This window comes from Marinobacter sp. B-12, from assembly GCF_056857915.1.
In genome coordinates this window covers 353,822-379,498 of sequence record NZ_JBSXOB010000057.1, presented here as the reverse complement: position 1 = coordinate 379,498, position 25,677 = coordinate 353,822, and the positions used below count along the sequence as shown (strand labels likewise).

Here is a 25,677-nt window from a genome sequence, read left to right as displayed (position 1 = left end):
GCAAAGCGCCCTATCAAACCTTTTCAATACCAAGCGACAACAGTGACGCGTTTCCACCCACCGCCGTGGTGTTGATCGTGCGGGTTCTCTCCGTGGCAAACCGTAGCAGGTAATGCGGTCCGCCAGCTTTCGGACCGGTACCGGAAAGTCCCCGCCCCCCGAAAGGCTGAACACCAACAACCGCGCCAATCTGGTTTCGGTTAACGTAGGTATTGCCCACTTTTACCCGCCGCTCAATATAGGCCGCTGTGGACTCACTTCTGCTGTGAATACCCAGGGTAAGCCCATAACCCGCCGCATTAATTTCATCAATCACATCATCCAGCTTCTCTGCAGTGTAGCGAACAATGTGAAGAACGGGGCCGAAGTGCTCGTCTTTCAACTCGTTGATACTTGAAATAGCGTAGGCGGACGGTGGAACAAAGTATCCCCCCCGGCAGTCCTCCGGTAATGGTGTCTGAGATACCAACCTGGCCCGTTTGCCCAGGTCGGTCAGGTGGGCTTTCAGAGCATCCCGCGCTGCTTGGTCAATCACCGGTCCCACATCGGTACTGTGACGCTCAGGGTTACCGACCGACAGTTCCTGCATGGCGCCCGCCAGCAGGCTTTCTGTGCGATCAGCGACCTCTTTCTGGATATAGAGCACACGCAGTGCCGAACAACGCTGCCCGGCACTGGCGAAAGCGGACTGGATAACATCCATGACCACCTGTTCCGGCAGTGCACTGCTGTCCACAATCATGGCATTCTGTCCGCCGGTCTCGGCGATGAGGGGCACAATCGCCCCTTCACGCTGCGCCAGAGTACGATTGAGCGTGTGCGCTACCTGTGTAGAGCCGGTGAAGGCGACGCCGGCAATTCTGGGGTCCGGGGTCAGTTTGCCGCCGATTGTTGCGCCATCACCGGGTAAAAATTGAATCACGTCGGGCGGGAAGCCCGCTTCCAGCATCAGCTCAAAAGCCCGTTGAGCAACCAGGCTTGTCTGTTCCGCAGGCTTGGCGATAACAGCATTCCCTGCCACCAACGCCGCCATCACCTGGCCGGTAAAAATAGCCAGGGGGAAGTTCCAGGGGCTGATACAGAGGAAAACGCCCCGCCCTTCCATGTATAGCTCATTGCTCTCTCCCGTGGGGCCAGGCAGAGCCATGGCCTTGCCAAAGCGGGATCGGCCTTGAAGGGCATAATAGCGACAGAAGTCGACGGCTTCGCGCACCTCGTCGATACCATCCTGCATGGTTTTCCCGGCTTCACGGCAGCAGATCGCCATGAGCTCCTGCATATTCACTTCCATCAGATCGGCGTATCGCTCGAGACAGCCGGCACGGTCCTCCACCGGGCGCTCCCGCCAGGAGACGAAGCCTTCCGTTGCAACGGCCATTGCTTCTTCCGCCATGGCCTCGGTCGCCCAGAACACCTGACCAACGTGCTGGGCACTGTCGTAGGGCGCGTGGATATCATTCCGCGCGCCATCCCGGCGCTTTTCACCACCAATGACGGGTGCAGCTTCCCAGCAGGTCGTTGCCCATTGCCCAAGATGATTCAGCAACGGGTCCAGATGGGCAGCTACATGGATATTTATTCCCTTGGAGTTGCGCCGCTCGTCGCCAAAGATGTCGATGGGCAGTGGAATACGGTCGTTGGGCAACGAGTCGTATCCCTGCAATTCCTGAACCGGATTCTGCACCAGGGCTTCAATGGGCGTCGCCGCATCCACCAATCGGTGAACAAACGAGGAGTTTGCGCCATTCTCCAGGAGCCGTCGTACCAGATACGGCAACAGATCCTTGTGTGCACCCACAGGGGCGTAGATACGAACCGGAAGATTGTTGTCCTCAAGGATGCTGTTGTATAGGGCGTCCCCCATACCGTGCAGGCGCTGGAACTCGATCTTGCGCCCTTTGTTCCTGGCCATGGTCAGAACCGAGGAAACCGTATGGGCGTTGTGGCTCGCAAGCTGCGGGTACAATGCTCCTTCAGTGTAGTCACTCAGCAAATAACGCAGACACGCCAGGTAGGACGTGTCGGTGGCTTCTTTGCGCGTGAATACAGGGTAGCCCTCCAGGCCCAACTGCTGGCAGATTTTGATCTCGGTGTCCCAGTAGGCCCCTTTGACCAGGCGAATGGGGACCTCGTCACCCTGTTGTTTCGCCAGCTTGGTCAACCAGCACAACACCGGCAAAGCACGCTTGGAATAGGCCTGGATAACCATGCCAAAACCACCCCACCCCTTTGCAACCGGTGACGTAAACAACTTCTCAAACAGCTTTAGCGAGATTTCCAGCCGATCCATTTCCTCGGCATCGATGGTAATGGACACCTTCTTTTCCCGCGCAAACGTCAGCAGGTCAATGATCGTTGCGTAGAGTTCTGCCAGAACCCGCTCTTCCTGGGACGCCTCGTATCGAGGATGCAGGGCTGACAGCTTGATGGAAATCGAAGGCGCCGGCGTCCGGCTGTCCGGGTAGGTGTCGTTCCCCACGGACTCAATGGCATCCATGTAGTCCTTCAGGTAACGGTCGGCATCGTCCTTGGTCATGGCCGCTTCGCCGAGCATGTCGAAGGAGTAGGTGTAGCCCAAATCCCGGTATTCGCGGGCGTTCCTTAATGCTTCGTCGATATCCCGACCCAGCACGAACTGTTTGCCCATAATGGCCATGGCCTGGTACATCGCGCTGCGGATGACCGGCTCGCCGCTACGCTTGATAAGACGCTTCCAGATACTGGACGGGGAACCATCCAGCCGTTTGTCCATCTTGACCACGCGACCGGTCAGGAGCAGCCCCCAAGTGGAGGCGTTAACCAGTGTCGACTCGCTGCGGCCCACGTGTTTCTTCCAGTCAGCGTCCGACAGCTTGTCCTGAATCAACGCATCGGCGGTGTATTTGTCGGGGATACGCATCAACGCCTCGGCCAGACACATCAGCAGGATGCCTTCTTCTGTATCAAGGCTGTATTCCTGCAGCAGTGCGTCAACCATATGGACCGAGTCATCCTGCTCGCGGACCTTTCTGATCAGGCTCGTTGCCGTTTCAGCGACGTCTCGATGCTCAGAAGCGTTGCTTTGGGCAAGGGGAATCAGTTCGTTGAGGTAACGTGTTTCGTCGACGGCGTAGTTGGCAGTAATCGCTTGCCAGAAGAACGACTTTGGTTGTTCCTGAAATGCAGGCTCGAGCACCTTGCTTGCATTGAACATCTGAGCGCCTCGCCGACGGTTCCCGTCAATGGCCGGGCCCCTCGAACTTTTTATGGTTGGGTCAAACAACGCGTACATACCGTACTGCGCTGTGACGTGATCAGCTACCCTGTTAAGTTAGTATTACTACGGACTGCAAGCTTACAAAATCCTACGATTCTTTTGTAAATTCGTCCGAAAATGAGGCTTTTTTAACACATCAGGCGACTTTTTCACCAAAACGCAATCTGGACGGAGTCGTACCCTTGTGTTTTCTGAGCGCGTTGGTAAGGGCACTTTGGGAGGAAAATCCAGTTCGGTAACTGACTTCGGAGACCGAAAGGGAGGTCATGGTCAGGAATTGCGCGGCCTGGTCAAGCCGGGTCTGGAGCAGGAACTGGTGGGGGGTAATACCCGTCACGTCACGGAACATTTCGTGGAAGCGGCTGACACTCAGGCAGGCCACACCGGCAAGGTCGCTTACCGTTATCTTGCGCTGAATATTCTCCATGATGTAACGGCGGATCGTGTCTGGGCTGATGGCATGGCGGTTCTGGCGAACCTCCCTGCCTTCGTTCAGGCGTTCTGCCATGCAGTGCAAGATGCTTGCCCCCATGTGCCGCTGCATATCCTGATTATCCGGCGAGCGATCGAACTCTCCCGCCACGAACTGAACCAGCCCTTGCAGCTTATTGTCCAGAACCAATGTCCGCGGCCGCTCAAACAGGGGCGCGAGCGTTTCATACTCACTGTGGCCTGGACTATTGATGGCCGGCATGTAGGGATCAAGATTGATAACCAGAACGTGGTTCTGCAGGTCGCCACAGTAATCATGGCGCGCTTCGGTGGGGACCAGGCAGGCCCGCCAGGTGTCCAGGTGCGAACCTGTTCCGTCCACACTCAGGTCAGCCTCTCCACGAACACCGACAACAATCTGGTGATGCTCGTGACGATGGTGGTGTGAAGCGGTGGGAAGCTTGAGCAAACGTGCGTCCAACATGCCCGCGATCCGAAGATTTCCTGAGAATGTAGCTCAATTAAAGCAGATCATCGGCAAACTTGCACGACTACGCCCGACTCACCAGATTTCGAAGCAGGCCCGCGACCTCGTCGCTGACCGTCTCAATCGGCTGGGAGGCGTCCACAATGTGATAACGGCCCGGCGCGTTGGCGGCGCGAGCGAGATAGGTCTCGCGTATTCGCTCGAAAAACGCGACCGCTTCCTGTTCGAACCTGTCCAGGTCACCCCGGTGGCGGGCACGGGTCATACCGGTTTCCACCGGTGCGTCCAGCAGGACAACGTGATCCGGGCGCACCGTGCCCTGCACCAGGTTTTCCAGCAGTGCTATGCGCTCGGCGGGCACGCCACGCCCTCCCCCCTGGTAGGCAAAGGTGGCGTCGGTGAACCGATCACACAGCACCCAGCGACCAGCCTCCAATTCAGGAAGAATACGCGTATGAAGGTGTTGTGCCCTGGCGGCGAACATCAGCAGTAGCTCGGTGGTTTCGTTCACCGGCTCATCACGCGGCGCCAGCAACAGCTCGCGAATGGACTCCGCCATCGGGGTGCCGCCAGGTTCCCGGGTCACAACGCAGTCAACACCAAGCGCGTCCAGTGTACTCGCGGCGTTCGCCAGTTGAGTGGACTTCCCAACCCCTTCCGTACCTTCAAAGGTGATGAACTGCCCTCTGCGGGTCATTGGCCACCCTCTTCCGCTGTTGTATCCGGAGACGGAGCTGGAGAGGAACGATAGTCTGAACGGCGGTTGAGCTGAAATGCCCTCACGGCCTTCTGGTGTTCTGCCAGGGTTTTCGAGAACTTGTGGGTGCCATCGCCGCGCGCCACAAAGTACAGTGTGTCGCCTTCAGCCGGATTCAGGGCGGCATGAATCGCTTCCCGGCCTGGCAACGCGATGGGCGTGGGCGGCAGCCCGTCGATCCGATAGGTATTGTAGTCGGTGTGGGTTCGCAGATCCTTGCGGGTGATTCGCCCCTGATAGTTCTCCCCCATCCCATAGATGACCGTAGGGTCGGTCTGCAACCTCATACCTTTCTCCAGGCGCCGGACAAAGACACCGGCGACTTGTTCTCGCTCATGAACCGCACCGGTCTCGCGCTCAACAATCGACGCCATAATCAGAGCTTCATAGGGGGAATCGTAAGGCAGGTTTTCCGCCCTCGCCTGCCACTCCGTCGCAAGCACCTCTTCCATTCGTTCAAAGGCCCTGCGCAGCAGGTCAAGGTCGGTTTCACTGCTGGTAAACAGGTAGGTATCCGGGAAAAAGCGGCCTTCAGGATGTGCCCCGCTGGCTCCGATCTCCTCCATAATCCGCTCGTCGGTCCAGTCGGCGGTCACCTGCCCAAGACGCTCACTGCTGGCTAGTGCGGCACGCATGTCACGGAAGGTCCAGCCTTCGATAAACTGAATCTGCCAGTGCTTGGTGTCACCGGAGACCATCGCATTGATCATGTCGAGACTGGTCATGCCATTGGTGAACTCATATTCGCCGGCCTTGAGCAACGCCTGCTCCGGGTACAGACGCCCATGAATCTTCAGCCACAGACTGTCGCCCACAAAACCTTCTGCTTCGAGTTTACGCGCAACCTGGCCGTAACCGCTCCCGGAGGGCACGCTGAACAGAACCGGCTCATCCAACGCCACCGGTTGCTCAAGGGTCTGAAGCCCCTGCCACAACCAGAGGCCGCCCCCGGCGAGCGCCAGGACGGAGAGACACAACACACAGATGAGTAACTTCTTGAACAAGCTTTTATTCCAAAGTTTTCAGAGGGTCGCAGATTGTCTCAAGCCCATCATCAACTGGCAAATCAACGCTGCCCAATCTGCGAACCGCGACGATACCGACAACGCTGTTGACGAGATACAGTCCACGCAGCCCGGGCGACGACAGCAACGCAGGTGGGATGATCTGCTCCCGGATGGTATGGCCGGATGCGCGCAAACACTCAAGGGCGTACTGCCGCATGACACCTGCCACCGCAAGGCTCTCAACCGGAGGGGTTACCCACTCGCCCTCCATTCTGACAACGAGGTTGGTTCGCGTCCCCTCAAGCAACTGTCCGTCGGCGTTCGCCATGATCAGTTCGAATTCCTCGCCACTGAATTCACGGCTTGCCATCACCTGCTCCAGCCGGTTCAGGGTCTTGATACCTGCGAGCCTCGGATTCACGGTGAGAGGAAACTGCGACAACGCTGCGACCACTCCTCCCGGCGGAGGGAGCATGGGCATAGGAGAAGAGGTGACAATCAGGCTTGGCTCACACTCGACAGGCCACCGATAACCTCGCCCGCCACCCCCTCGAGTGAGGACGAGCTTTAGCACCCAGTCGTCGTCGCCGTATTGGGAGGCCAAATCGCTACCCGAGCGGCCAATTTCAGCATCCAGGTCACTGCGCTCAACCGGAATGCCCAGGCGACCGGCATCGACCACCATACGATCCAGATGGTGTGAGCGCAGCAGGGCTTGCCGGCCACGCATGCGGATGGTTTCAAACAACCCATCACCGTAGGCCAACCCACGGTCTGTCGCGGAAACACCGTTGCCGTCGGGACGAATAACGTTCAACACAACCCGATCAACCCTCGTAACGACGGAAAATCAGGGTGCCGTTTGTACCACCAAAACCAAAAGAGTTGGATAACGCAACCCGGACATCTGCCTTGCGGCTCTTGCCGGCTACAAAATCCAGGTCACAACCATCATCGGGATCGTCAAGGTTGATCGTCGGTGGCAGCACGCCCTCCCGAATCGCCAATACCGAGAAAATGGCCTCAACGGCCCCGGCAGCGCCAAGCAGATGCCCGGTCATGGACTTGGTACTGCTGACAGCCAACGTATAAGCGTGGTCGGCAAATACCGACTTCACTGCAGACACCTCTGCCAAGTCTCCCACGAGCGTGGAAGTGCCATGGGCATTGATATAGTCGATGTCGTTGGCACCGAGCCCGGCGTCACGAATCGCATTCGTCATGGAGCGCGCGGCACCCTCTCCGCTTTCAGGGGGCGCGGTTATATGGAACGCATCGTCGCTCATACCGAAACCGATGACTTCGCCATGAATGGTGGCTCCACGGCGTTTCGCATGCTCGAGATCCTCCAGCACGAGCACGCCGGCGCCGTCGCTGAGCACAAAGCCATCCCGACCACGATCCCACGGCCGGCTGGCTTTTTCCGGTTCGTCATTGCGGGTGGACAACGCACGCGCTGCTGAAAAAGCGGCAATAGAGCTTCGGGTGGTGGCCATCTCCGAACCACCGGCCAACATCACATCGGCATCTCCGTAGGCAATGGTGCGCGCCGCATAGCCAATGTTATGGGTGCCGGTCGTACAGGCTGTCACGATCGCGATGTTTGGGCCCTTGTAGCCAAAGCGGATAGCCACGTTTCCTGAAATCATGTTGATTACGGAGGCTGGCACGAAGAAGGGAGACACCTTTCGCGGCCCGGACTTCTCCATCGTGATCACGTTCTTCTCGATGTATTCAAGGCCACCGATGCCTGAGCCGATGGCAACCCCAACCCTTTCACGATCGAGATCCGTGTATTCATCAAGGCCACTGGCGTCCACAGCCTGCTGCGCCGCTATCAGGCCGTAATGAATGAAGGCATCCAGTTTTCTGGCGTCCTTCGTGGACAGGTAAGGTTCCATATCCAGATTCTTGATGCCACCGCCGATCCGTGTGTTGTATCCGGTGGTGTCAAAGCGGTCGATCCCGGCAATGCCGCTGCGACCGGAACGAATACCGTCCCAGGACGAATCCACATCGTTACCCAGCGGCGAGAGCATTCCCATGCCTGTGATTACAACACGTCGTTTAGCCATACCCCTTCACCCGAGTTCCTTGCTGATCATGAACTGTCATTCCTGCCAATAAAAAAGCCGTCCGATGTCTAATCACATGGACGGCTTTTGCCTGGCGCATAAAGCGTGCAGAGTATCAGGTGTGCGCGACGATGTAGTCGATCGCGTCCTGGACACTCGCCAGCTTTTCTGCTTCCTCATCGGGAATTTCGGTCTCAAACTCTTCCTCGAGTGCCATGACCAGCTCAACGGTGTCCAGTGAGTCAGCGCCAAGGTCCTCTACAAAAGAAGATGTGTTCTGAACCTCGGACTCTTTAACGCCCAACTGCTCACAAACGATCTTCTTCACGCGCTCTTCAACTGTACTCATAATGTCCTCACTTTTGTGTCAACCAAGCAACTTAAGTGCTGCCAGTTTAGTTTAAACCATACCTGCAAACAAGCAGGGGTTCCATTCAAACATGTTGTGCGACAAGGGTTTGCGCACACGCCCCCCTCGGGGACTATCCCATGTACATACCACCGTTCACGTGGATCGTTTCACCCGTCACGTAACCAGCGGCTTCCGACGCCAGGAAGGCAACCACCGCAGCCACTTCTTCCGGCTCACCCAGACGACCGGCAGGTATGACTTCCATCATAGCCTCACGTTGCTTGTCGTCCAGTTTTCGGGTCATATCCGTATCGATAAATCCAGGCGCTACACAATTGGCGGTAATGCCCCGGTTCGACATTTCTTTCGCCAGGCTGCGGGTAAAACCCTCAACTCCGGCCTTGGCAGCGCAATAGTTGGCCTGTCCGGGGTTACCCATCCCAGCCACAACCGAACTGATATTGATCACCCGACCCCATCGCGCCTTGGCCATTCCCCGCAATACGGCCTTGCTGGTCCGGTAGACGCTGGACAAGTTGGTTTCCACCACCGACGCCCAGTCATCGTCCTTCAGCCGCATCAGCAGATTATCACGAGTAATCCCGGCATTGTTGACCAGGATCGCCGGCGCACCAGCTTTCTCGTTGATTTCCTTCAGGCCAGCCTCGATGCTGTCCGGGTCGGCAACATTCATTACGATACCGAAACCCTTCGCGCCTGCTGCTTTCAGGTCGGCGGAAATCGACTCGGCGCCATTCTCACTGGTTGCAGTACCAACCACCATGGCGCCCTGATCTGCCAACGCCTTTGCAATGGCCTTTCCGATCCCGCGAGTTGCACCCGTTACCAGCGCTGTTTTGCCTTCAAGAGACATGTGTTGCTCCTATTTATTACTGTCCAAATGCCTCTGACGCCTTTGCCAGCGCATCCGGCTCGTCAATGCCGTAAACCGACAATTCACGGTCAATGCGCTTCGCCAGCCCTGCAAGGACTTTACCGGCGCCGCACTCTACAGCGATCCGCACATCATTTGCCACCAGTTTACGAACTGTATCGGTCCACAACACCGGAGAGTATAGCTGCTTGACCAGATTAGCCTTGAGGGACTCACTGTCCTGGGCGACGGAAGCGGTAACATTCTGTATGACCGGGATGACAGCATCGTTAAACGTTACTTCGTCCAACGCGGTTGCGAGTTCCTCTGCGGCTCCCTTCATCAGGGCACAGTGGGAAGGTACACTCACCGGCAATGGCATGGCCTTGCGGGCGCCCCGGGCCTTGCAGGCTTCGATGGCGCGTTCAACCGCCTCAGCCGCACCAGCAATCACCACTTGCCCTGGGGCGTTGAAGTTGACGGCTGCCACCACATCACCATTCGCCGCCTCGGCACAGGCTGCGGTTACATCGTCGTCTTCGAGACCAAGAATGGCTGCCATCTTGCCTTCGCCGGCTGGCACAGCAGCCTGCATGAGCTCGCCACGCAGTCGCACCAGTTTAATGGCGTCAAAAAAGTTCAGGCTTTCCGCAGCAACCAGTGCGCTGTACTCACCCAGGCTGTGCCCGGCGACAAAGTCAGGCGCCTGACCTCCGGCTACAAACCACTGCCGCCAGAGTGCGACACTCGCCGCCAACAGCGCTGGCTGGGTAACCGTGGTCTGATTAAGCTCTTCCGCAGGGCCATGCTGGCACAGATGCCAGAGATCATAGCCCAGCACATCGGAGGCTTCGGAAAACGTTTTTTCTATGATCGGCCAGTTCTCGGCAGCTGCTCCCAGCATGCCGACAGACTGCGATCCTTGTCCGGGAAAAATAAAGGCTGATTTCATAGTGGGAATCTTACCGTCAATGAAGGGTTACGGGAGATTAGCCAATAGTACAACCTGGGGGGCGATCCGGCCAATCTAGCAAAAATGGGGAGAGACTTTAGTCTCAGGGAGAGGCCAAGGCCTGAGCGACTAGATCATCAGATCGTCAAGACGTTCGTTGATACGGCTGGGCACTTCCAGTTCAACTTCACGAACCGCCTGACGTATGGCAGCCAGCATGGCGCGCTCGTTGGCATTGCCATGGCTCTTTATCACCACACCCTGAAGCCCCAGGAGACTGGCGCCGTTGTGTCTTGACGGGTCCATAAGCCGAAGCAGCCGTCCAATGATCGGTCGCGCCAAAACGCCGACACACTTGCCGTAAAAGGTTCGCGTGAAGGCTTGCTCAAGCAGCTCAATCAGCAGACCGGCAACGCCCTCACCCGTCTTCAGGGCAATGTTCCCGACAAAACCGTCGCACACCACCACATCCGCCACGTCGCGGAACAGATCACTGCCCTCAATGTATCCGATATAGTTGATGGTATCGCACTGAGCCAGCATATGAGAGGCAAGCCGCACTTGCTCATTTCCCTTGATTTCCTCTTCGCCAACGTTAAGCAGAGCGACTCGAGGTTCCGGCTGACTGCAGATCGCCGATGCCATCAGTGAGCCCATAAGTGCGTACTGATAGAGGTTTTCCGCGGTGGAGTCCACGTTGGCGCCCAGATCGAGCACGTGGCAACGCCCCCGAAGCGACGGAATCAGTTTGGCGATGGCAGGGCGCTCAATACCCGGGTACATGCGGATAACAGAACGGCCGAACGCCATGAGCGCGCCGGTATTGCCAGCACTGACACAACCTTGAGCAACACCGTCGCGGACAAGCCCCAGCGCCACGGCCATGGACGAATTGCGTTTGTGGCGAAGCGCATGGGAGGGCCGCTCATTCATCCGCACGACATCGGCAGCTTCGACGATACGAATCCGCGAGTGCCCAGGATGCAACAAAGCCTCGAGCTCGCTCCGGATTCCCACCAGAACAAGACTCAAGGCTTCGTTTTCTTTCACCGCGGCCAGTGCAGCGGAGGCCACAACCTCGGCTCCGCGATCACCACTCATGGCGTCAATTGCGATGGTGACCGGTTTCACCGTTCCTCCATCTCGCACTGGCGGGTGGATTTGCTCGCGACGTTTTACTCGTCGCCAGCCTCAATTACCTGCTTGCCACGGTAAAAACCGTCCGGAGACACATGGTGGCGACGATGCACTTCACCGGTTGTCGTGTCAGTGGACAGAGCTGCCGTGCTCAGAGCATCGTGTGAACGGCGCATACCGCGCTTTGAGCGGGTTTTTCGATTTTTCTGTACAGCCATGATTATGCTCCTGACCTGATAAACGTGTGTTCGTTAAATTCGCGACGGTTTCCAGAGAAAACGACGCCTGATTAATGTTTCTTTGTCTTGAGATCCGCCAGCACGCTGAACGGGTTGTCTTCAGACTTCCTGACCGGCTCGTCCACGGACTCATCCTGTTCAAAGGCTTCCAGCTCTTTTCGGGCCGGACATTCGTCACGCTCGTGGAGCGGAAACGGAGGCAGAACCAGTAGCAGCTCATCCTCAACCAAGGACCACAAATCCGCGCTGAAATCGTCCGTCAGAAACGGTTCAAGTTCTTTTGGCAACTGTTGGGCCTGCTCGTCGCTGGTCACCAACCCCAGCGTAAAGCGGGAGACCAGTGTCTTTTGCATGGGCCCGATGCAGCGCTGACACTCCAAGGTAACCGGTGCTTCCAGTTCACCTGTCACCATGCGCCGGCGCTCGCCGTCCATGGAGAATGACAGGCTTACCCGGCACACTGCGCCATCCTCAAATCCAAATACAGAATCACCAAAACGAGACAATGCCTGCAGAGGAATTTCTCCCTCCAACACTATTTCTTGCTCTGCCAACCGGTAAGGATCGACAGTTTTGGGCAGCTCGGTGCTTGAGGCTTTTGACATAGGCGCGCAATTTTAGGGACCTGGCCGCCCGCTGTCAAAGACTTCATGCGCTTTTGGGCAGGGGTTACGCTGCTGATAGGTGTATTCTACGATATTAACGGTGCAACCGGGACCACTCGGTCAACTCCAAGCGCTGATAAAAGGAACCCCAATGAAACAACACCCGCTTCTGCTTGCCTCATCCTCACCTTATCGGCGACAACTGATGGAAAAGCTAAGACTGCCGTTCCATACCGCATCGCCGAACGTGGATGAATCGCAGCGTATGAATGAGAGTGCAGAGCAACTGGTCGTGCGGCTTGCGCTTAAAAAAGCGGAAGCCCTTTGTGGTGACTACCCGGAGCACTGGATCATCGGCTCTGACCAGATCGCATGCCTGGAGGACGGCACCATACTGAACAAACCGGGAACTCATGAGCGCGCAGCGCAACAGCTGGAACGCAGCAGTGGTCAGCGCGTCTCATTCCTGACCGGTCTGGTGCTGGTGGACTCAAGTACCGGGCAGCGACAGAGCCACTGCGAACACTTTCACGCCCACTTCCGCCAGCTCGACGCGGACGAAATCAACAACTACCTGCACACCGAGCAACCTTACGACTGTGCCGGCAGCTTTAAAATGGAAGGCCTGGGCATTGCCTTATTCAGCCGCCTCGACGGGCGCGATCCTAACAGCCTGATCGGCCTGCCATTGATCGCGCTCACCGACATGCTTCGAAACTGGGGGCTCAACCCGCTGCATCCGCTGCCCGCCTCTCACCGAAGCTCCAACCGCGATTCAGCGAAGTAGCGGGCAATACCACTGCCCACGGAAACGCCGAACTGGTCAACGATATTCTGGAACGGCGATTCACGGCGGCTATAGTCCACAAGATCCTCCTGGCCGATGACCTGCCGCGCCACATGGGAGGAGCTGCCAAGGCCATCGATCAGACCAAGCTCGAGTGCTTGCTCGCCGCTCCAGACCAGTCCTGAGAACAGTTGCTCGTCATCCGCAAGCCGATCACCCCGCCCCTTACGCACACTTTCGATAAACTGGCTGTGGGTGGTCTTCAAAACGTCTTGCCAGAACTGCACCTCTTTCTCTTCCTCCGGCGAGAAGGGGTCCAGGAAAGCCTTGTTCTCCCCTGCCGTGTACAGACGGCGGTCGACCCCCAGCTTGTCCATAATCCCGGTAAAACCGAAACCGCCAGCCACCACACCGATGGAACCCACCAGGCTCGCCTTATCGGCGTAAATTTCATCAGCAGCCGCAGCAATATAGTAGGCGCCAGAGGCACCAATATCGGAAATCACCGCGTACACCTTCTTCTCCGGATATTCGTCCCTCAACCTGACGATTTCGTCATAGACGTATCCAGACTGGACCGGACTGCCACCCGGACTATTGATCCGCAAAATCACACCCACTGAGTTTTCCGCCTCGAACGCTTCGCGCAGGGAACCCACGATGTTGTCGGCACTGGCGAGCTCATCCGCCGCAATCGTGCCCTCAATCTCTACGAGCGCCGTATGCTTTCCCTTGGCAGCGGATTCCAGCGCACCGCTTAACGGAAACTGGATCATCAACAGCAAGGCAAAGAGATACCCGAACGTCAGCAGCTTGAAAAATATCCCCCAGCGGCGGCTTTTTCTCTGCTCTGACTGCAGCGACATCACCAGCTTCTCGATCAGCTTCCAATCACGAGCTGACTCCGGTGGCATCGCCGGCTTGCGGCGACTTCCCGCGGATCTGCTCGCCCCGTTTTCTGGGTTTTCTGGTTCGCTCCCCCAGCCGGGATGCCTGTCTGATTCCCAATCGCTCATTGCTACTTCCTGTTGCTGTTACGGTTCAGAGGCCAAGTACGTCGCGCAGGTCTTTGACCGAATCGACGATCGCGTGTGGCGCATAGTGCCCCAGTACATCCCGTTTATGCACACCCCATTCCACACCAATAGACGGCATACCGATACGCTGAGCCATCTCCAGATCGTAACGGGTATCACCGATCATAACCGCTTCCGCCGGTTCAATGCCGTAGAAGCGGATGATATCTCCGAGCATCGCCGGATCGGGCTTGGAGCGGGTTTCATCCGCGCAACGGGTGATATCGAAATGCGGGCCAAGGCCGCTGGACACCAGCGCCCCCTCCAGGCCACGGCGGCTCTTGCCGGTGGCCACCGAACAGCCGCGCCCGCCCGTGCGCAGATCTGCCAATACGTCCGCCATGCCCGCGAATACATTCTGGGGCGTGGTCACCTTGGCGAAAAAGTAACGGGCATAACCCTCACGGATGGTAGTCATTTCCTCCCGCGTTATACCGGGATACAGCTTTTCCAGAGCTTCAATCATGCCCAAACCAATGATATCGCGATAGGCCTCGCGCTCCAGTTCCGGATACCCCAATTCGGTGGCCGCCTGGTGAAGGCTGTCTGCAATATGATCAACGGAATCCACCAGCGTTCCGTCCCAGTCAAAAATCACGACCTTTACGTCCATTGATACTACCTTGGTGCGGTTGTCCTGTTTGCCTGCCACAGAACAACGGATTATTCGGATGCCTTCCGGCGTGCAGCCAGTTTGGCCATAAGCTCGCTGAAGGCCTCGTCGTACACAGCCTCAAGATGAACAGGCTCTCCTGTAGAGGGCAGCGTGAAGTCCAGGGCACGGGCGTGGAGCATTAAACGCTGACCGCCGGCGGAACGAAACGCCCGCAGGCTTACATCATCCATATACTTGTCATCCCCGGCAATCGGATGACCGGCCCAGGCACTGTGAACGCGAATCTGATGGGTACGACCGGTTACAGGTGAAGCCTCAACCAGCGTATACCCTGAATAGGTCGCCAGCACCCGAAATCGGGTGAGAGAGTCCTTTCCCGCCTCATCCACACGAACACGGCGCTCACCGGAACCCAGTTCAAACCGCAACAGCGGCTGGCTGACCTTCTTGACAGACCCAGGCCAGTCACCCGCCACCAGGGCATGGTAACGCTTGCGAATTCGCTTGTGACGCAATTCGTCCTGCAAATAACGCAATGCGGAACGCTTTTTCGCGACCATCACCAACCCCGAGGTATCCCGGTCAAGCCGATGTACGAGTTCCAGAAACCGGGCTTCCGGCCGCGCCGCCCGCAAGACTTCGATCAACCCGAAATCCAAACCACTGCCGCCGTGTACCGCTATACCGGATGGTTTGTTGACCACCAGCATCTGATCATTCTCAAACACCACTGCGTCCTGCATGACACCCTGAACACGGGACCCCGGAACAACCTGTACCGGCTTTTCCTTGCGGGTGACCGGTGGAATGCGCACCTCATCCCCCGTGTTCAAACGGGTGTCGGGCTTAACCCTTCCCTTGTTCACGCGCACCTCACCCTTGCGGATAATGCGATAAATGATGCTGCGCGGCACGTCTCGGATCTGCGCCATCAAGTAGTTGTCCACGCGCTGGCCGTGATTATCCTCATCAACAACCACCTTTCGCACACCCTGCCTGATCTCACCGCCTCTGGAGCCGGGCACAGGGCTACTCTTGCCATCACCGACAGACCGTGGTGAGGAAGGGGAACGTTTTTGCCTGGTCGATCTGGACATGGATACCTTACCGCTGGAAACCCTGCGGGATTGAAGGAGCCGGCGAATACTGTTATATTCCGGCGTGCTCTGCCGTTTGTCTACGGCCTGGCCAGTATGCCAGAAGCCGGAGCGGCAGGAGTATACCGACACTATTTGAGAGTTTGAACGCCGGAAGCCCAATCATTACCGGGCTCGGCGATTGAAATCCTCCCGGATCGAAACGGAAGACGCTGATTACAGCGACTGCCCGAAAGCCGGGGGAACAAGAAACCGTACGGAAAACCGTCGGGCGACATCGCGAAGAATCATTACCAGCACGCAGGGCCGGGCCGTCCAGCATACGAATACGACGTGAGACCCAGGCACCCGCGTGAACCAGAAAACGGATAACATGCGCCAACAGACTCTGACCCTAAGCGACTCTTTCCTGCCCTCAGGCAGGCGAGCCGTCGGCGGTGGCCTCGGAACCCCGGGAAAACTCCCCGCAGGGATCTGATTCGTCTGGCCGTCGGATTGTCCCTGTTACAAGGGGCCCGCGGCACGCAAGTTCTGCTTCGCCGATGCCATTCCCCAGGTTTTCTGTCCAAACCAAACGACAGGAACCATTTCTTTCCATGAAAAGAATGCTAATCAATGCGACTCATCCCGAAGAGTTGCGCGTAGCCCTGGTTGACGGCCAGCGTCTGTTTGACCTCGACATCGAGTCCAGCTCCCGCGAGCAGAAAAAAGCCAATATCTACAAGGGTCGCATAACCCGTGTAGAGCCCAGCCTGGAAGCCGCTTTTGTGGACTTCGGCGCGGAACGCCACGGATTCCTTCCTCTCAAAGAAATCTCCAAGGAATATTTCAAGAAATCCCCCGGCCAGATCGAAGGCAAGATCAACATCAAGGATGTGGTTGCTGAAGGCCAGGAAGTCATCATTCAGGTGGATAAGGAAGAACGTGGCAACAAGGGTGCAGCCCTCACCACCTTCATCTCCCTGGCCGGTCGCTATCTCGTGCTGATGCCGAACAACCCCCGGGCTGGTGGCATCTCCCGCCGCATTGAGGGTGAGGAGCGGGCGCAGCTGAAAGAGGCCATGAACGACGTACAGGTGCCCAAATCCATGGGCATTATTGTGCGCACCGCCGGCATCGGCCGCACCACCGAAGAGCTGCAATGGGATCTGGACTACCTCGTCCAGTTCTGGGAAGCCATTTCCCAGGCCGCCGGAGAGCGCAAAGCGCCGTTCCTGATCCACCAGGAAAGCAACGTCATTATCCGCGCTGTACGCGACTATCTTCGCCAGGACATTGGTGAGGTGCTGATTGACGCCGGAACGGTTTACGAAGACGTCTTGAACTTCGTTCGTGCCGTCATGCCCTCGTTCGAAAACAAGATCAAGCTGTACAAGGACGAAATCCCCCTGTTCAGCCGCTACCAGATCGAAGGCCAGATCGAGACCGCCTTCCAGCGTGAAGTGAAGCTGCCCTCCGGTGGCTCCATCGTAATTGATCCCACCGAAGCACTGGTATCTATCGACATCAACTCCTCCCGTGCCACCAAAGGCCACGACATTGAGGAAACCGCGCTCCAGACTAACCTGGAAGCGGCGGAAGAGATTGCCCGCCAACTGCGCCTCAGGGACATGGGCGGCTTGATCGTGATCGACTTCATCGACATGACCCCGGCCAAGCACCAGCGCGAAGTCGAGCAGAAGATGCGCGAAGCACTGGAAATCGACCGTGCCCGGGTCCAGGTGGGCAAGATTTCCCGCTTTGGCCTGCTCGAGATGTCGCGCCAGCGTTTGCGCCCATCCCTTGGCGAAACCCGCAGCGAAGTCTGTCCCCGCTGTGAAGGCCAGGGCACCATTCGGGGCATCGAGTCTCTTGCCCTGAGCATCATGCGCCTGATCTACGAGGAATCTTCCAAGGAAAAGACCGGTCAGGTTCGCGCCGTGGTGCCTGTCGCCGTCGCCACTTTCCTGCTGAACGAGAAGCGCAAACAGTTGGCCGATATCGAGGCGCGGCAGGAAGTGGAAGTGGTGGTCGTACCCGCCCCTCACATGGAAACACCACACTTCGAAATCCTGCGCATGCGTGACGATGAGACCGGCGTGGAGCATGTATCGAGCTATCAGGTGGCTCAGGAGTACAGTGAAAGGGAAGAAGAAATCTTCGAAGCCCCCGCTGCCCAGCCTCCGGTTCGCGAACAGGCTGCGGTGAAAGCCATTCGACCGGTTGCGCCCGCACCGGCTCCGGAAAAGGCAGCACAAGAGACTCCGGCCGAACAGAGTGGTGGCCTGTTCAGCAAACTTGGCCGCAAGATTGCGGATTTCTTCAGCGGCGAGGAGGTCATCGGTGAACCACCGGTAAAACGGGAGCAGCCCGCCGGCTCCAACCGTGACGACCGCCGCACCCAGGACCGCCAGGACCGTCGCAAATCCAGGGTAGCCCGTGACGACAACCGTTCCGGCAATCGTAGCGGTGCTGATCGCCGTCAGGCCGGCGCTAATCGCGGCGACAGCAGCCGCAGCGATGACAACCGGGGACGTAACCGAGGTGCAAACCGCAATCGCGGAGACGACCAGGGCCGTAGTGGCCAAGGCCAGCAGGGAGGTACCGACAAGACAGCCGATAGCCGCAGGGATGGCAACCGCAAAGACGGCCAACCCCAGGGCCAGGGGCGCGGACAGGGGCGCAACAAGTCTCAGGCCAAGGACCAGAAGGACCAGAAGGAACAACAGGACACCGGCACCCAGAAAAGTGCTGCCGCCGAAAAGTCCGGCTCCGACGAAAAACGTCGTAAACCAAGACGTAATCGTAATCGCGACGGCTCCCCCGCTGAGAACCCGGCGTCCACACCGGCAGATCGGAAGTCCGCCCGCAGCGAAAAGCATCAGAAGGATACTCAGCCAGAAGAGCAGACCGATAAGCAACCTGCAACTCAACCAGCAGGAAAACCGGACGTAGCGGCGGCCAATACGGCAGAGCCGAAGCCGGCGGAAAGCGTGGCTGAAAAACCTGTCGAAGCGAAGTCAGCGGAAAGCGCGACGGAAACACCGATGGAAAAATCGGCGGAGAAAGCCGCTGAACCAGCGGCCGATAACGCGGAGCCCAGGGAAGCGCCTGAAAAGCAGCCGCGGCCGGCAACTTCTGGCACCGCGAAGACCGATCAGCCAGACACCGCTGGCAATGAAGCGGCGAACTCTGAAGCCAACACCAGTGTTGAGGAAAAGCCGAAACGCCCTGCCCGACCACGCCGGTCGCCCAGAAAGCCAGCTGAAAAGAAGGCCGAAACCGCCCAAGCAGATGCGACGGTCGACAAGGCTGAAAACGCGGCTCCTGAAAGCGAAGGCTCAAAGCCCGTAGCTGAAGCCGAGGCTGAGGCACCCAAGCAGAAAGCGGAAACCAAGCCACAACCAACAGAAGCCGACACCAAACCCAAGGCCAACAGTACTGCTGACGCTGAGCTGCCTACGCCCAAAGCCGAGAAAGCGGAACAACCCGAAACCGCTACCCCGGCTAGCGAGCCGGTAGCAGCGGGTAAGGCTGAAGAAGCGCAGGAAGCCATCAGCAAACCAGCTGCGGAACCGAAGGCTGAGACCTCCCCAGCAGAGGGCAAGCAAAAGCTCGACGAAAAGGCAATTGAGCCCGCTGCCGAGCAAGAAAAGCCGAGTGAGCAGGTGGATGTACCGGTTACACCGGGCCGCGCCTATAATGACCCGAGGGAAGTCCGCAAGCGTCAGCGGGCAGCCGAGGAGGCCAAAAAGGCCGGGAGTAACTGACGAATGCTATCAGATTCGGACATCGAAGCGCTGGAAGACATCCTTTTCGCCGAACCCTGGGGTGACGAAGCCCTGGATTTCTTCGGTTTGCACGGGGTTGTCTGCGCCAGCGTGGTGGGCCCGGCATCCTTGAGCACTGAGGACATCTTCAGACTGGCCACGGGCGCTGAACAGGCGTCCAGCGGCCAGGTTCCGGATGTGTTCCGACAAGCCGTTGAACAGCTCGGCAGGGATATGGCACACGCACTGGACATGGGCCAGCCCCTTGAGTTGCCGGAACCTGAAGATGGCGACCCGATGAATGCGCTGGAGAACTGGTGTGCCGGGTTCGTGGACACCTTCCTTGAGAATGAGGAAGCCTGGCTGAAGGCCGGCGAGGAAGAAACCGCGGACCTGCTGGTGCCGATGCTCACGCTGTCCGGGCTGTTCGAGGATGAAGACTTCCAGAATGTCCGCAACAGCGAGAAACTGTCCCGGCAAATGGCGGACGCGATCCCCGACTCGCTGACCGACCTGTACCTGCTGTTCCACGCACCGGATTAAACCGCTGCAGGAACCCCGGCCGGTTGTTTGAAATGATGCCAGACAGGCTCAAGTCCGTCTGGCATTTTCATAATGACCCCAAGCTCACACCAGGGTGCACCCGGAAAATGGAAATCGCTGCCCTGAGAGGCAAGCAGGTTTTCCCGGCGACACAACTCTGCCAAAAAGCCCAGATCGCCACTGGACTGCCCCGACGTTGAGACTTCAATACTCCGGCCACCCGCCTGACGGAAGTCAGCAACGAGTGCTCGCAGTTTTGTCGCCGTAAGTTTGTACTTCCTTGGATGGGCCAGCACGGCCACACCTCCAGCCTCGGTAATCCACCGGACAACCTCCGGCAATTCAGGCCAGAAACCCTTTACATCCCCCGCCTTGCCGGCACCAAGGTAGCGCTTGAACGCCTGCGCGATATCCTTTACCACCCCCTCTTCCACCAGCACCCTGGCAAAATGAGGGCGGCCAGGCACATCCCCGCCCGCTCTGTCGGTTGCCTTCTCAAGCAGGTTTTCAATTTTCAGCTTCGAAAGCTTGTCGGTAATGGTGCGGGCCCGGGACCAACGATTCGTATTCTGCCGCTCCAATGCCTGCTTCAGACAGTCGTCGTCAATGTCAAAATCAAGCCCGACTATGTGTATGGTGTTGCTTTTCCAGAGGCAGGACAACTCGGTGCCAGAAATCAGAGTAACGCCCGTTTCCCTTGCAGCCTCGGATGCTTCTTCAAGTCCGGCAATGGTGTCGTGATCTGTCACGGCGAGGTGAGTGACGCCTCTCGCGTGTGCGCGTGCGACCAATTCCCTTGGCGGCAACGCGCCGTCGGACGCCGTCGTGTGGCAATGCAGATCAATGCAGAAGTCAGCTTCTTGAGTTATAGTCACATCATTTCCGAATTCAGAGTAAATACCATTCATGCCAGTGTACCAGCCAGCTATTACACTGTGTCAGTAAATATCCGGAGGTTATCATGTACTACGCCATCATCAGCGAGGATGTCGAAGGCAGCTTGCCACTCAGAGCCGCGTCCCGTCCTGCCCACATTGAACGACTGAAACAGCTCAAAGACGAGGGTCGCCTTCTTGTCGCAGGCCCCCACCCGGCCCTGGATACACCGGAACCCGGTGATGCGGGATTCACCGGCAGTCTGGTTGTGGCCGAGTTCGATTCACTGGCATCGGCCCAGGACTGGGCCGATGCTGACCCCTATGTGGATGCTGGCGTGTACCAGAAAGTCACCGTCAAACCCTTCAAGGCAGTGCTGCCTTGAAGCCACGCGGTGGTTTGCGCCTGGCACCATGAGTTTTTTGTAATGAACTCCACCTTGTATGGCCCGGCATCTATGACAAAATTGCGCCTTAAATCGCTGTTCCAGGGAATAAAACCAGTGACGCCATTACGTCTGATTACCTGCATTATCGTTTTGATGGTGGCTGCAACGTCAGCATACGCCAGAACCGTTTATGTCGATGATACGCTCTACGCTCCGATCCGAAGTGGCGAAGGAACGCAATACCGCATCCTTCACTCTGGGGTCCGAAGCGGGACCTCACTTGAGCTGCTGGAAACATCGGAATCAGGGTACAGCCGGGTACGCACACCGGACGGAATCGAAGGCTGGATGGTGTCACGCTATCTCACCGACACCCCTATTGCACGCCAACGTCTGGAAGCCACCAACCGGCAACTGGAACAGGCCCGCAATGAACTAAGCAATCTCAGAACGCAGCTTGAGGAAGTCACCGCTGAGCGGAACGAACTCAGGAGCTCGGAAGAGTCCCTGGAGGCTCGCTCAGGAAGGCTCAGTGAAGAGCTTCGTAATATCAAGGAAGTCGCCTCGGACTCCATTAACCTGAACCGGCGGAATAGTGAGCTTCGCGAAGAAAACCAGAAGCTGCGCAACGACCTGGAAGTGCTCACCGCTGAGAAGGAACGCCTGGAAGCCAAGAAGGAATCCGATTTCATGCTATTGGGTGCAGCCCTTGTGCTGCTCGGCGTGATTCTGGCCCTTGTTATCCCGCTTCTCAAGCCTTCAAGGAAAACGGACAACTGGGCGTAAAATACCTCCCCACACCGGGGGGGGGGCCGGACAGGGTTTTCCGCTAAAAAACTATATGTAGTGTCTTTTTTAGGGCTTAACTACTAAATATAAGAGTTTCTCAAATTTTTATTCCCATGAATTCTTTGACGCTTCCACCCTCAACATTTATAACTAACAAAACAACAACCGCGAGGTGCCGGGATGTCTGAAACCATGAAGGACTATTCAGAAAAACGCGATTTCCACCGCATGACGATGAATTCGGAAATCGAACTCACAGACAGCAACGGCGTCGCGATTCCTGGCATTTGCCGGGATCTCAGCGGCACTGGCATGCAACTCTATACGGAAAAGGCGTTCGCCGAAGGGGATGAAATCCACACCCTTCTTCCCTCCACCAGCGAGCAGTTTCCGCCATTCGAAACGGTTTGCCGAGTGCTGCGCTGTGTTCCGGACGGGGATGGATTTCTGCTGGGCATGGAGATTGTAAAGGTAAAACGCTGACCGGAACGGTCAGGCGGAATGTAGCCCGGCAGTGCTCTGAGAGACTACCGGGCAAGCGGCTGCATCAGTCAGTCTTCAATGGCTTTTCGGAAACCACGATACCGTTGTTATCTGCATAGATGTAATGGCCAGGATGAAAGGTCACACCGCCGAACGTGATCGGTACGTCCAGGTCACCCACTCCACGCTTCTCGGTTTTACGTGGATGCGTTCCCAGCGCCTGCACCCCCAAAGCCGTCGTTCCAATGACATCCACATCGCGAATGCAGCCATAGATCACCAGGCCTGCCCAGCCATTATCCGCTGCTTTCTCGGCCAGCATGTCACCCAGCAGAGCAGCCCGCTTTGATCCTCCTCCATCGACAACCATCACACGACCGTTACCCGGCAGGGCAACCTGTTCCTTAACGATGGAATTATCCTCAAAGCATTTCACCGTCACGATCTCGCCCCCGAAGGCGTCCACGCCACCAAAGTTGCGGAAACCCGGCTCTACCACCAGGATTTCGGGGTAATCGTCACACAGATCAGGGGTTACGATAGGCACGCGTACGCTCCTTTTGTCGAAATGGTCAGTCGATTTTCTCGTCAGCAAGGAAGAACCAGGTATCCAGTACCGAGTCGGGGTTCAGCGACACCGAATCAATGCCCTGATCCATCAGCCACTTGGCCAGATCCGGATGATCCGATGGCCCCTGGCCGCAGATACCAATGTATTTATTGGCCTTTTTGCAGGCCTGGATGGCGCTGGCCAATAACGCCTTGACGGCGTCGTTCCGCTCGTCGAACAGGTGGGCGATGATGCCGGAGTCTCTATCCAGGCCCAGGGTTAGCTGAGTCAGGTCATTAGAACCAATCGAGAAGCCATCAAAGTGCTCCAGGAACTGTTCGGCCAACAGGGCGTTCGCGGGGAGCTCGCACATCATGATCACACGCAATCCGTTATCACCACGCTTGAGACCATTCTCCGCCAACAGATTCACTACCTGCTCAGCTTCCCCCACAGTGCGGACAAACGGCACCATGATCTCAACGTTGGTCAGCCCCATTTCATTTCGGACTTTCTTCAGAGCCCGGCATTCAAGCTCAAAACAGTCGCGGAAGGTTTCGGAGATATACCGGGAAGCACCGCGGAAGCCAAGCATCGGGTTTTCTTCGTCAGGCTCGTATAGGGTACCGCCGATCAGGTTGGCGTATTCATTGGACTTGAAGTCGGACAACCGCACAATCACCTTCTTGGGCGCAAAGGCGGCAGCAAGGGTGGATATTCCTTCCACCAGTTTGTCGACATAAAAATCCACTGGCGAGCTGTATCCGGAAATCCGCTTCTCCACCGTCTGGCGGATATCCCTCGGCAAGCCGTCAAAGTTCAGCAGCGCCTTCGGGTGAACGCCAATCATGCGGTTGATAATGAACTCGAGCCTCGCCAGGCCGACACCTTCATTGGGCAAGGCCTGAAAGTCGAAGGCCCGGTCCGGGTTACCCACGTTCATCATGATTTTGAACGGAATGGCGGGCATGGAGTCGACCGTGTTTTCTTTAAGCTCGAAATCCAGGCTGCCCTCGTAGATCATTCCGGTGTCGCCTTCGGCGCAGGACACCGTCACTTCCTGCCCGTCTTTCAGTATTTCCGTAGCATCACCACAACCCACCACGGCTGGAATACCGAGCTCCCGCGCAATAATCGCCGCGTGGCAGGTGCGCCCACCTCGATCAGTGACAATGGCGGACGCCCGCTTCATCACCGGTTCCCAGTCCGGGTCGGTCATGTCCGTAACGAGAACGTCGCCCGCCTGAACGCGGTCCATCTCCTTGATACTGGTGATAATCTTGACCGGGCCACTGCCAATCTTGTGGCCGATACTGCGGCCTTCCACCAGAATGGTGCCGGTTTCGTTGAGCAGGTAGCGTTCCATGACATTGGCGGAGGCACGGCTCTTAACGGTTTCCGGACGGGCCTGCACAATGTAGATACGGCCATCGTCACCGTCTTTCGCCCACTCGATGTCCATCGGGCGCTGGTAATGCTTTTCGATGATCATGGCCTGCTTGGCCAATTCTTCCACTTCCGCGTCGGTGATACAGAACCGATTACGATCGTCCTGTTCAACCTTGACCGTTTCCACAAACTGCTCTGCGGCAGGGTCAGTGTGATAAACCATCTTGATGGCCTTGCTGCCCAGGTTGCGGCGCAGAACGGCAGGTTTACCCGCCGTGAGGGTGGGCTTGTGAACGTAAAATTCATCGGGGTTCACAGCACCCTGCACCACCGTTTCGCCCAGACCATAGGAGCCGGTGATAAACACGACGTCCCGGAAACCGGATTCCGTGTCCAGGGTAAACATAACCCCACTGGCAGCGGTTTCACTGCGCACCATCTTTTGAATACCCGCAGATAACGCGACCTGTTTATGATCAAAACCGTGATGGACGCGATAGGAAATGGCGCGGTCATTGAAGAGAGAGGCGAAGACCTCCTTTACTGACGTCCGTACCTGCTCCAGACCCACAACGTTCAGGAACGTCTCCTGCTGACCAGCGAAGGACGCATCCGGAAGATCTTCCGCAGTTGCTGAAGAACGCACCGCCACCGCGAGGTTGTCGTTGCCATCGCGTAGCTTTGCATAGGCGTCTGCAAGCGGCTTTTCCAGCGCGTCCGGAAATGGCGTATCGAGAATCCACTGGCGAATTTCGGAGCCGACTCGCGCCAGCTCGTTCACATCATTGATGTCCAGGGCGTCCAGGGCGTTGTCGATCTTCTCACGAAGACCGTCCTTGGCCAGGAATTCTCGGTAGGCGTGGGCAGTTGTGGCAAAGCCACCGGGAACGGTAACACCTGCGTTGGCAAGATTACTGATCATTTCACCGAGGGAGGCGTTCTTTCCCCCGACCCGGTCAACGTCTGACATTCCCAGGTGATCAAACCAGATAATGTAATCTTCCAAAGCGTGTCTCCCTTGATTCATTGTAGCAAAGAGCCAAACCGGACAGGTGGAGCTGATTCCAACCCTGCAATTACTGCATTCTCCACTGCGGGCCCTCGAACTTGGCGTGTATGATACTGTAACCTGTGGAAATTACCTAGGGTAGCCGCCAAATA

24 protein-coding genes are annotated in these 25,677 nt (G+C 57.3%); 6 read left to right on the top strand and 18 right to left on the bottom strand.

From position 1 onward, the window contains the following. Positions 1-13: 13 nt before the first annotated feature. The 12 genes from putA to AC13D2_RS13290 form a co-directional block, all read right to left on the bottom strand. Positions 14-3,193 carry a bifunctional proline dehydrogenase/L-glutamate gamma-semialdehyde dehydrogenase PutA gene (gene putA / locus AC13D2_RS13345; protein ID WP_300496384.1) on the bottom strand — a complete coding sequence of 1,060 codons (3,180 nt, stop codon included), beginning with the start codon at positions 3,191-3,193 and terminating at the stop codon, positions 14-16. 199 nt (positions 3,194-3,392) lie between these two features. After that, positions 3,393-4,172, bottom strand: coding sequence for an AraC family transcriptional regulator (locus tag AC13D2_RS13340; RefSeq protein ID WP_292049756.1), 780 nt, complete (start codon positions 4,170-4,172; stop codon positions 3,393-3,395). Between the two features lie 67 nt (positions 4,173-4,239). Continuing rightward, entirely contained in the window at positions 4,240-4,872 is a 633-nt protein-coding gene (gene tmk / locus AC13D2_RS13335; RefSeq protein ID WP_292049757.1) for a dTMP kinase, read from the bottom strand. Then, positions 4,869-5,936: an endolytic transglycosylase MltG gene (gene mltG, locus AC13D2_RS13330; protein ID WP_292049758.1), complete on the bottom strand. Its 1,068-nt coding sequence runs from the start codon at positions 5,934-5,936 to the stop codon at positions 4,869-4,871. Before mltG ends, tmk begins: the two co-directional genes overlap by 4 nt. Positions 5,937-5,940: 4 nt before the next feature. Next, positions 5,941-6,759, bottom strand: coding sequence for an aminotransferase class IV (locus tag AC13D2_RS13325; protein ID WP_300496389.1), 819 nt, complete (start codon positions 6,757-6,759; stop codon positions 5,941-5,943). A gap of 7 nt (positions 6,760-6,766) precedes the next feature. Next, on the bottom strand, positions 6,767-8,014 hold the full coding sequence (fabF, locus tag AC13D2_RS13320) for a beta-ketoacyl-ACP synthase II (RefSeq protein WP_300496392.1): 1,248 nt from the start codon (positions 8,012-8,014) through the stop codon (positions 6,767-6,769). 115 nt (positions 8,015-8,129) lie between these two features. Further along, positions 8,130-8,363, bottom strand: coding sequence for an acyl carrier protein (gene acpP, locus AC13D2_RS13315; RefSeq protein ID WP_007154069.1), 234 nt, complete (start codon positions 8,361-8,363; stop codon positions 8,130-8,132). A 133-nt stretch (positions 8,364-8,496) separates the two neighbouring features. Then, complete coding sequence (gene fabG / locus AC13D2_RS13310; RefSeq protein ID WP_007154070.1) at positions 8,497-9,240, bottom strand: 3-oxoacyl-ACP reductase FabG; 744 nt, start codon at positions 9,238-9,240, stop codon at positions 8,497-8,499. 16 nt (positions 9,241-9,256) lie between these two features. Further along, the gene (gene fabD / locus AC13D2_RS13305; protein WP_292049762.1) at positions 9,257-10,192 is read right to left on the bottom strand and encodes an ACP S-malonyltransferase; all 936 of its coding nucleotides are present in this window, start codon (positions 10,190-10,192) and stop codon (positions 9,257-9,259) included. Positions 10,193-10,321: 129 nt separating this feature from the next. Then, complete coding sequence (gene plsX / locus AC13D2_RS13300) at positions 10,322-11,323, bottom strand: phosphate acyltransferase PlsX (protein WP_292049764.1); 1,002 nt, start codon at positions 11,321-11,323, stop codon at positions 10,322-10,324. Positions 11,324-11,367: 44 nt separating this feature from the next. Beyond that, complete coding sequence (rpmF, locus tag AC13D2_RS13295) at positions 11,368-11,547, bottom strand: 50S ribosomal protein L32 (RefSeq protein WP_292049765.1); 180 nt, start codon at positions 11,545-11,547, stop codon at positions 11,368-11,370. 71 nt (positions 11,548-11,618) lie between these two features. After that, the gene (locus AC13D2_RS13290; RefSeq protein ID WP_292049766.1) at positions 11,619-12,173 is read right to left on the bottom strand and encodes a YceD family protein; all 555 of its coding nucleotides are present in this window, start codon (positions 12,171-12,173) and stop codon (positions 11,619-11,621) included. 151 nt (positions 12,174-12,324) lie between these two features. On the opposite strand from AC13D2_RS13290, the gene AC13D2_RS13285 reads away from it, so the two are divergent. Beyond that, the gene (locus tag AC13D2_RS13285) at positions 12,325-12,960 is read left to right on the top strand and encodes a Maf family protein (protein ID WP_292049767.1); all 636 of its coding nucleotides are present in this window, start codon (positions 12,325-12,327) and stop codon (positions 12,958-12,960) included. Here AC13D2_RS13285 and AC13D2_RS13280 read toward each other — a convergent pair. From AC13D2_RS13280 to rluC, 3 genes are read right to left on the bottom strand one after another with little or no spacing between them, the layout of a single operon-like run. After that, positions 12,927-13,976, bottom strand: a complete 1,050-nt coding sequence (locus tag AC13D2_RS13280; protein ID WP_292049768.1) for a S49 family peptidase — start codon at positions 13,974-13,976, stop codon at positions 12,927-12,929. The two genes, AC13D2_RS13285 and AC13D2_RS13280, sit on opposite strands and share 34 nt — an antisense overlap. Positions 13,977-14,001: 25 nt before the next feature. Beyond that, on the bottom strand, positions 14,002-14,649 hold the full coding sequence (locus AC13D2_RS13275; RefSeq protein WP_292049769.1) for an HAD family hydrolase: 648 nt from the start codon (positions 14,647-14,649) through the stop codon (positions 14,002-14,004). 50 nt (positions 14,650-14,699) lie between these two features. Continuing rightward, on the bottom strand, positions 14,700-15,641 hold the full coding sequence (gene rluC, locus AC13D2_RS13270; RefSeq protein ID WP_292049784.1) for a 23S rRNA pseudouridine(955/2504/2580) synthase RluC: 942 nt from the start codon (positions 15,639-15,641) through the stop codon (positions 14,700-14,702). Positions 15,642-16,345: 704 nt separating this feature from the next. Here rluC and rne point away from each other — a divergent pair. Beyond that, the gene (gene rne / locus AC13D2_RS13265) at positions 16,346-19,498 is read left to right on the top strand and encodes a ribonuclease E (protein WP_482938749.1); all 3,153 of its coding nucleotides are present in this window, start codon (positions 16,346-16,348) and stop codon (positions 19,496-19,498) included. A gap of 3 nt (positions 19,499-19,501) precedes the next feature. Beyond that, on the top strand, positions 19,502-20,041 hold the full coding sequence (locus tag AC13D2_RS13260) for a YecA/YgfB family protein (RefSeq protein WP_300496409.1): 540 nt from the start codon (positions 19,502-19,504) through the stop codon (positions 20,039-20,041). Here AC13D2_RS13260 and AC13D2_RS13255 read toward each other — a convergent pair. After that, the gene (locus tag AC13D2_RS13255; protein ID WP_300496411.1) at positions 20,038-20,916 is read right to left on the bottom strand and encodes a PHP domain-containing protein; all 879 of its coding nucleotides are present in this window, start codon (positions 20,914-20,916) and stop codon (positions 20,038-20,040) included. The two genes, AC13D2_RS13260 and AC13D2_RS13255, sit on opposite strands and share 4 nt — an antisense overlap. 86 nt (positions 20,917-21,002) lie before the next feature. Here AC13D2_RS13255 and AC13D2_RS13250 point away from each other — a divergent pair, with 86 nt between their 5' ends. The 3 genes from AC13D2_RS13250 to AC13D2_RS13240 all read left to right on the top strand — a co-directional run bounded on the left by AC13D2_RS13250 (position 21,003) and on the right by AC13D2_RS13240 (position 22,577). Continuing rightward, positions 21,003-21,302: a YciI family protein gene (locus AC13D2_RS13250; RefSeq protein ID WP_420389053.1), complete on the top strand. Its 300-nt coding sequence runs from the start codon at positions 21,003-21,005 to the stop codon at positions 21,300-21,302. 117 nt (positions 21,303-21,419) lie between these two features. Further along, positions 21,420-22,091: a TIGR04211 family SH3 domain-containing protein gene (locus tag AC13D2_RS13245; RefSeq protein ID WP_482938748.1), complete on the top strand. Its 672-nt coding sequence runs from the start codon at positions 21,420-21,422 to the stop codon at positions 22,089-22,091. Between the two features lie 183 nt (positions 22,092-22,274). Further along, on the top strand, positions 22,275-22,577 hold the full coding sequence (locus AC13D2_RS13240; RefSeq protein WP_317305439.1) for a PilZ domain-containing protein: 303 nt from the start codon (positions 22,275-22,277) through the stop codon (positions 22,575-22,577). A 64-nt stretch (positions 22,578-22,641) separates the two neighbouring features. On the opposite strand, the gene rraA is transcribed toward AC13D2_RS13240, so the two are convergent. Both rraA and ppsA read right to left on the bottom strand, forming a co-directional pair. Next, entirely contained in the window at positions 22,642-23,124 is a 483-nt protein-coding gene (rraA, locus tag AC13D2_RS13235; protein ID WP_300496421.1) for a ribonuclease E activity regulator RraA, read from the bottom strand. Between the two features lie 25 nt (positions 23,125-23,149). Continuing rightward, the gene (gene ppsA / locus AC13D2_RS13230) at positions 23,150-25,543 is read right to left on the bottom strand and encodes a phosphoenolpyruvate synthase (RefSeq protein WP_482938747.1); all 2,394 of its coding nucleotides are present in this window, start codon (positions 25,541-25,543) and stop codon (positions 23,150-23,152) included. Positions 25,544-25,677 lie beyond the last annotated feature (134 nt).

Coding starts and splice junctions, on each gene's coding strand:
- acpP (WP_007154069.1), bottom strand. CDS start 8,363: ATGAGTACAGTTGAAGAGCGCGTGAAGAAGATCGTTTGTGAGCAGTTG.
- fabF (WP_300496392.1), bottom strand. CDS start 8,014: ATGGCTAAACGACGTGTTGTAATCACAGGCATGGGAATGCTCTCGCCG.
- ppsA (WP_482938747.1), bottom strand. CDS start 25,543: ATGAATCAAGGGAGACACGCTTTGGAAGATTACATTATCTGGTTTGAT.
- AC13D2_RS13250 (WP_420389053.1), top strand. CDS start 21,003: ATGTACTACGCCATCATCAGCGAGGATGTCGAAGGCAGCTTGCCACTC.
- AC13D2_RS13240 (WP_317305439.1), top strand. CDS start 22,275: ATGTCTGAAACCATGAAGGACTATTCAGAAAAACGCGATTTCCACCGC.
- AC13D2_RS13275 (WP_292049769.1), bottom strand. CDS start 14,649: ATGGACGTAAAGGTCGTGATTTTTGACTGGGACGGAACGCTGGTGGAT.
- AC13D2_RS13340 (WP_292049756.1), bottom strand. CDS start 4,172: ATGTTGGACGCACGTTTGCTCAAGCTTCCCACCGCTTCACACCACCAT.
- putA (WP_300496384.1), bottom strand. CDS start 3,193: ATGTTCAATGCAAGCAAGGTGCTCGAGCCTGCATTTCAGGAACAACCA.
- AC13D2_RS13260 (WP_300496409.1), top strand. CDS start 19,502: ATGCTATCAGATTCGGACATCGAAGCGCTGGAAGACATCCTTTTCGCC.
- rne (WP_482938749.1), top strand. CDS start 16,346: ATGAAAAGAATGCTAATCAATGCGACTCATCCCGAAGAGTTGCGCGTA.
- AC13D2_RS13285 (WP_292049767.1), top strand. CDS start 12,325: ATGAAACAACACCCGCTTCTGCTTGCCTCATCCTCACCTTATCGGCGA.
- fabG (WP_007154070.1), bottom strand. CDS start 9,240: ATGTCTCTTGAAGGCAAAACAGCGCTGGTAACGGGTGCAACTCGCGGG.
- fabD (WP_292049762.1), bottom strand. CDS start 10,192: ATGAAATCAGCCTTTATTTTTCCCGGACAAGGATCGCAGTCTGTCGGC.
- AC13D2_RS13290 (WP_292049766.1), bottom strand. CDS start 12,173: ATGTCAAAAGCCTCAAGCACCGAGCTGCCCAAAACTGTCGATCCTTAC.
- tmk (WP_292049757.1), bottom strand. CDS start 4,872: ATGACCCGCAGAGGGCAGTTCATCACCTTTGAAGGTACGGAAGGGGTT.
- AC13D2_RS13280 (WP_292049768.1), bottom strand. CDS start 13,976: ATGAGCGATTGGGAATCAGACAGGCATCCCGGCTGGGGGAGCGAACCA.
- rpmF (WP_292049765.1), bottom strand. CDS start 11,547: ATGGCTGTACAGAAAAATCGAAAAACCCGCTCAAAGCGCGGTATGCGC.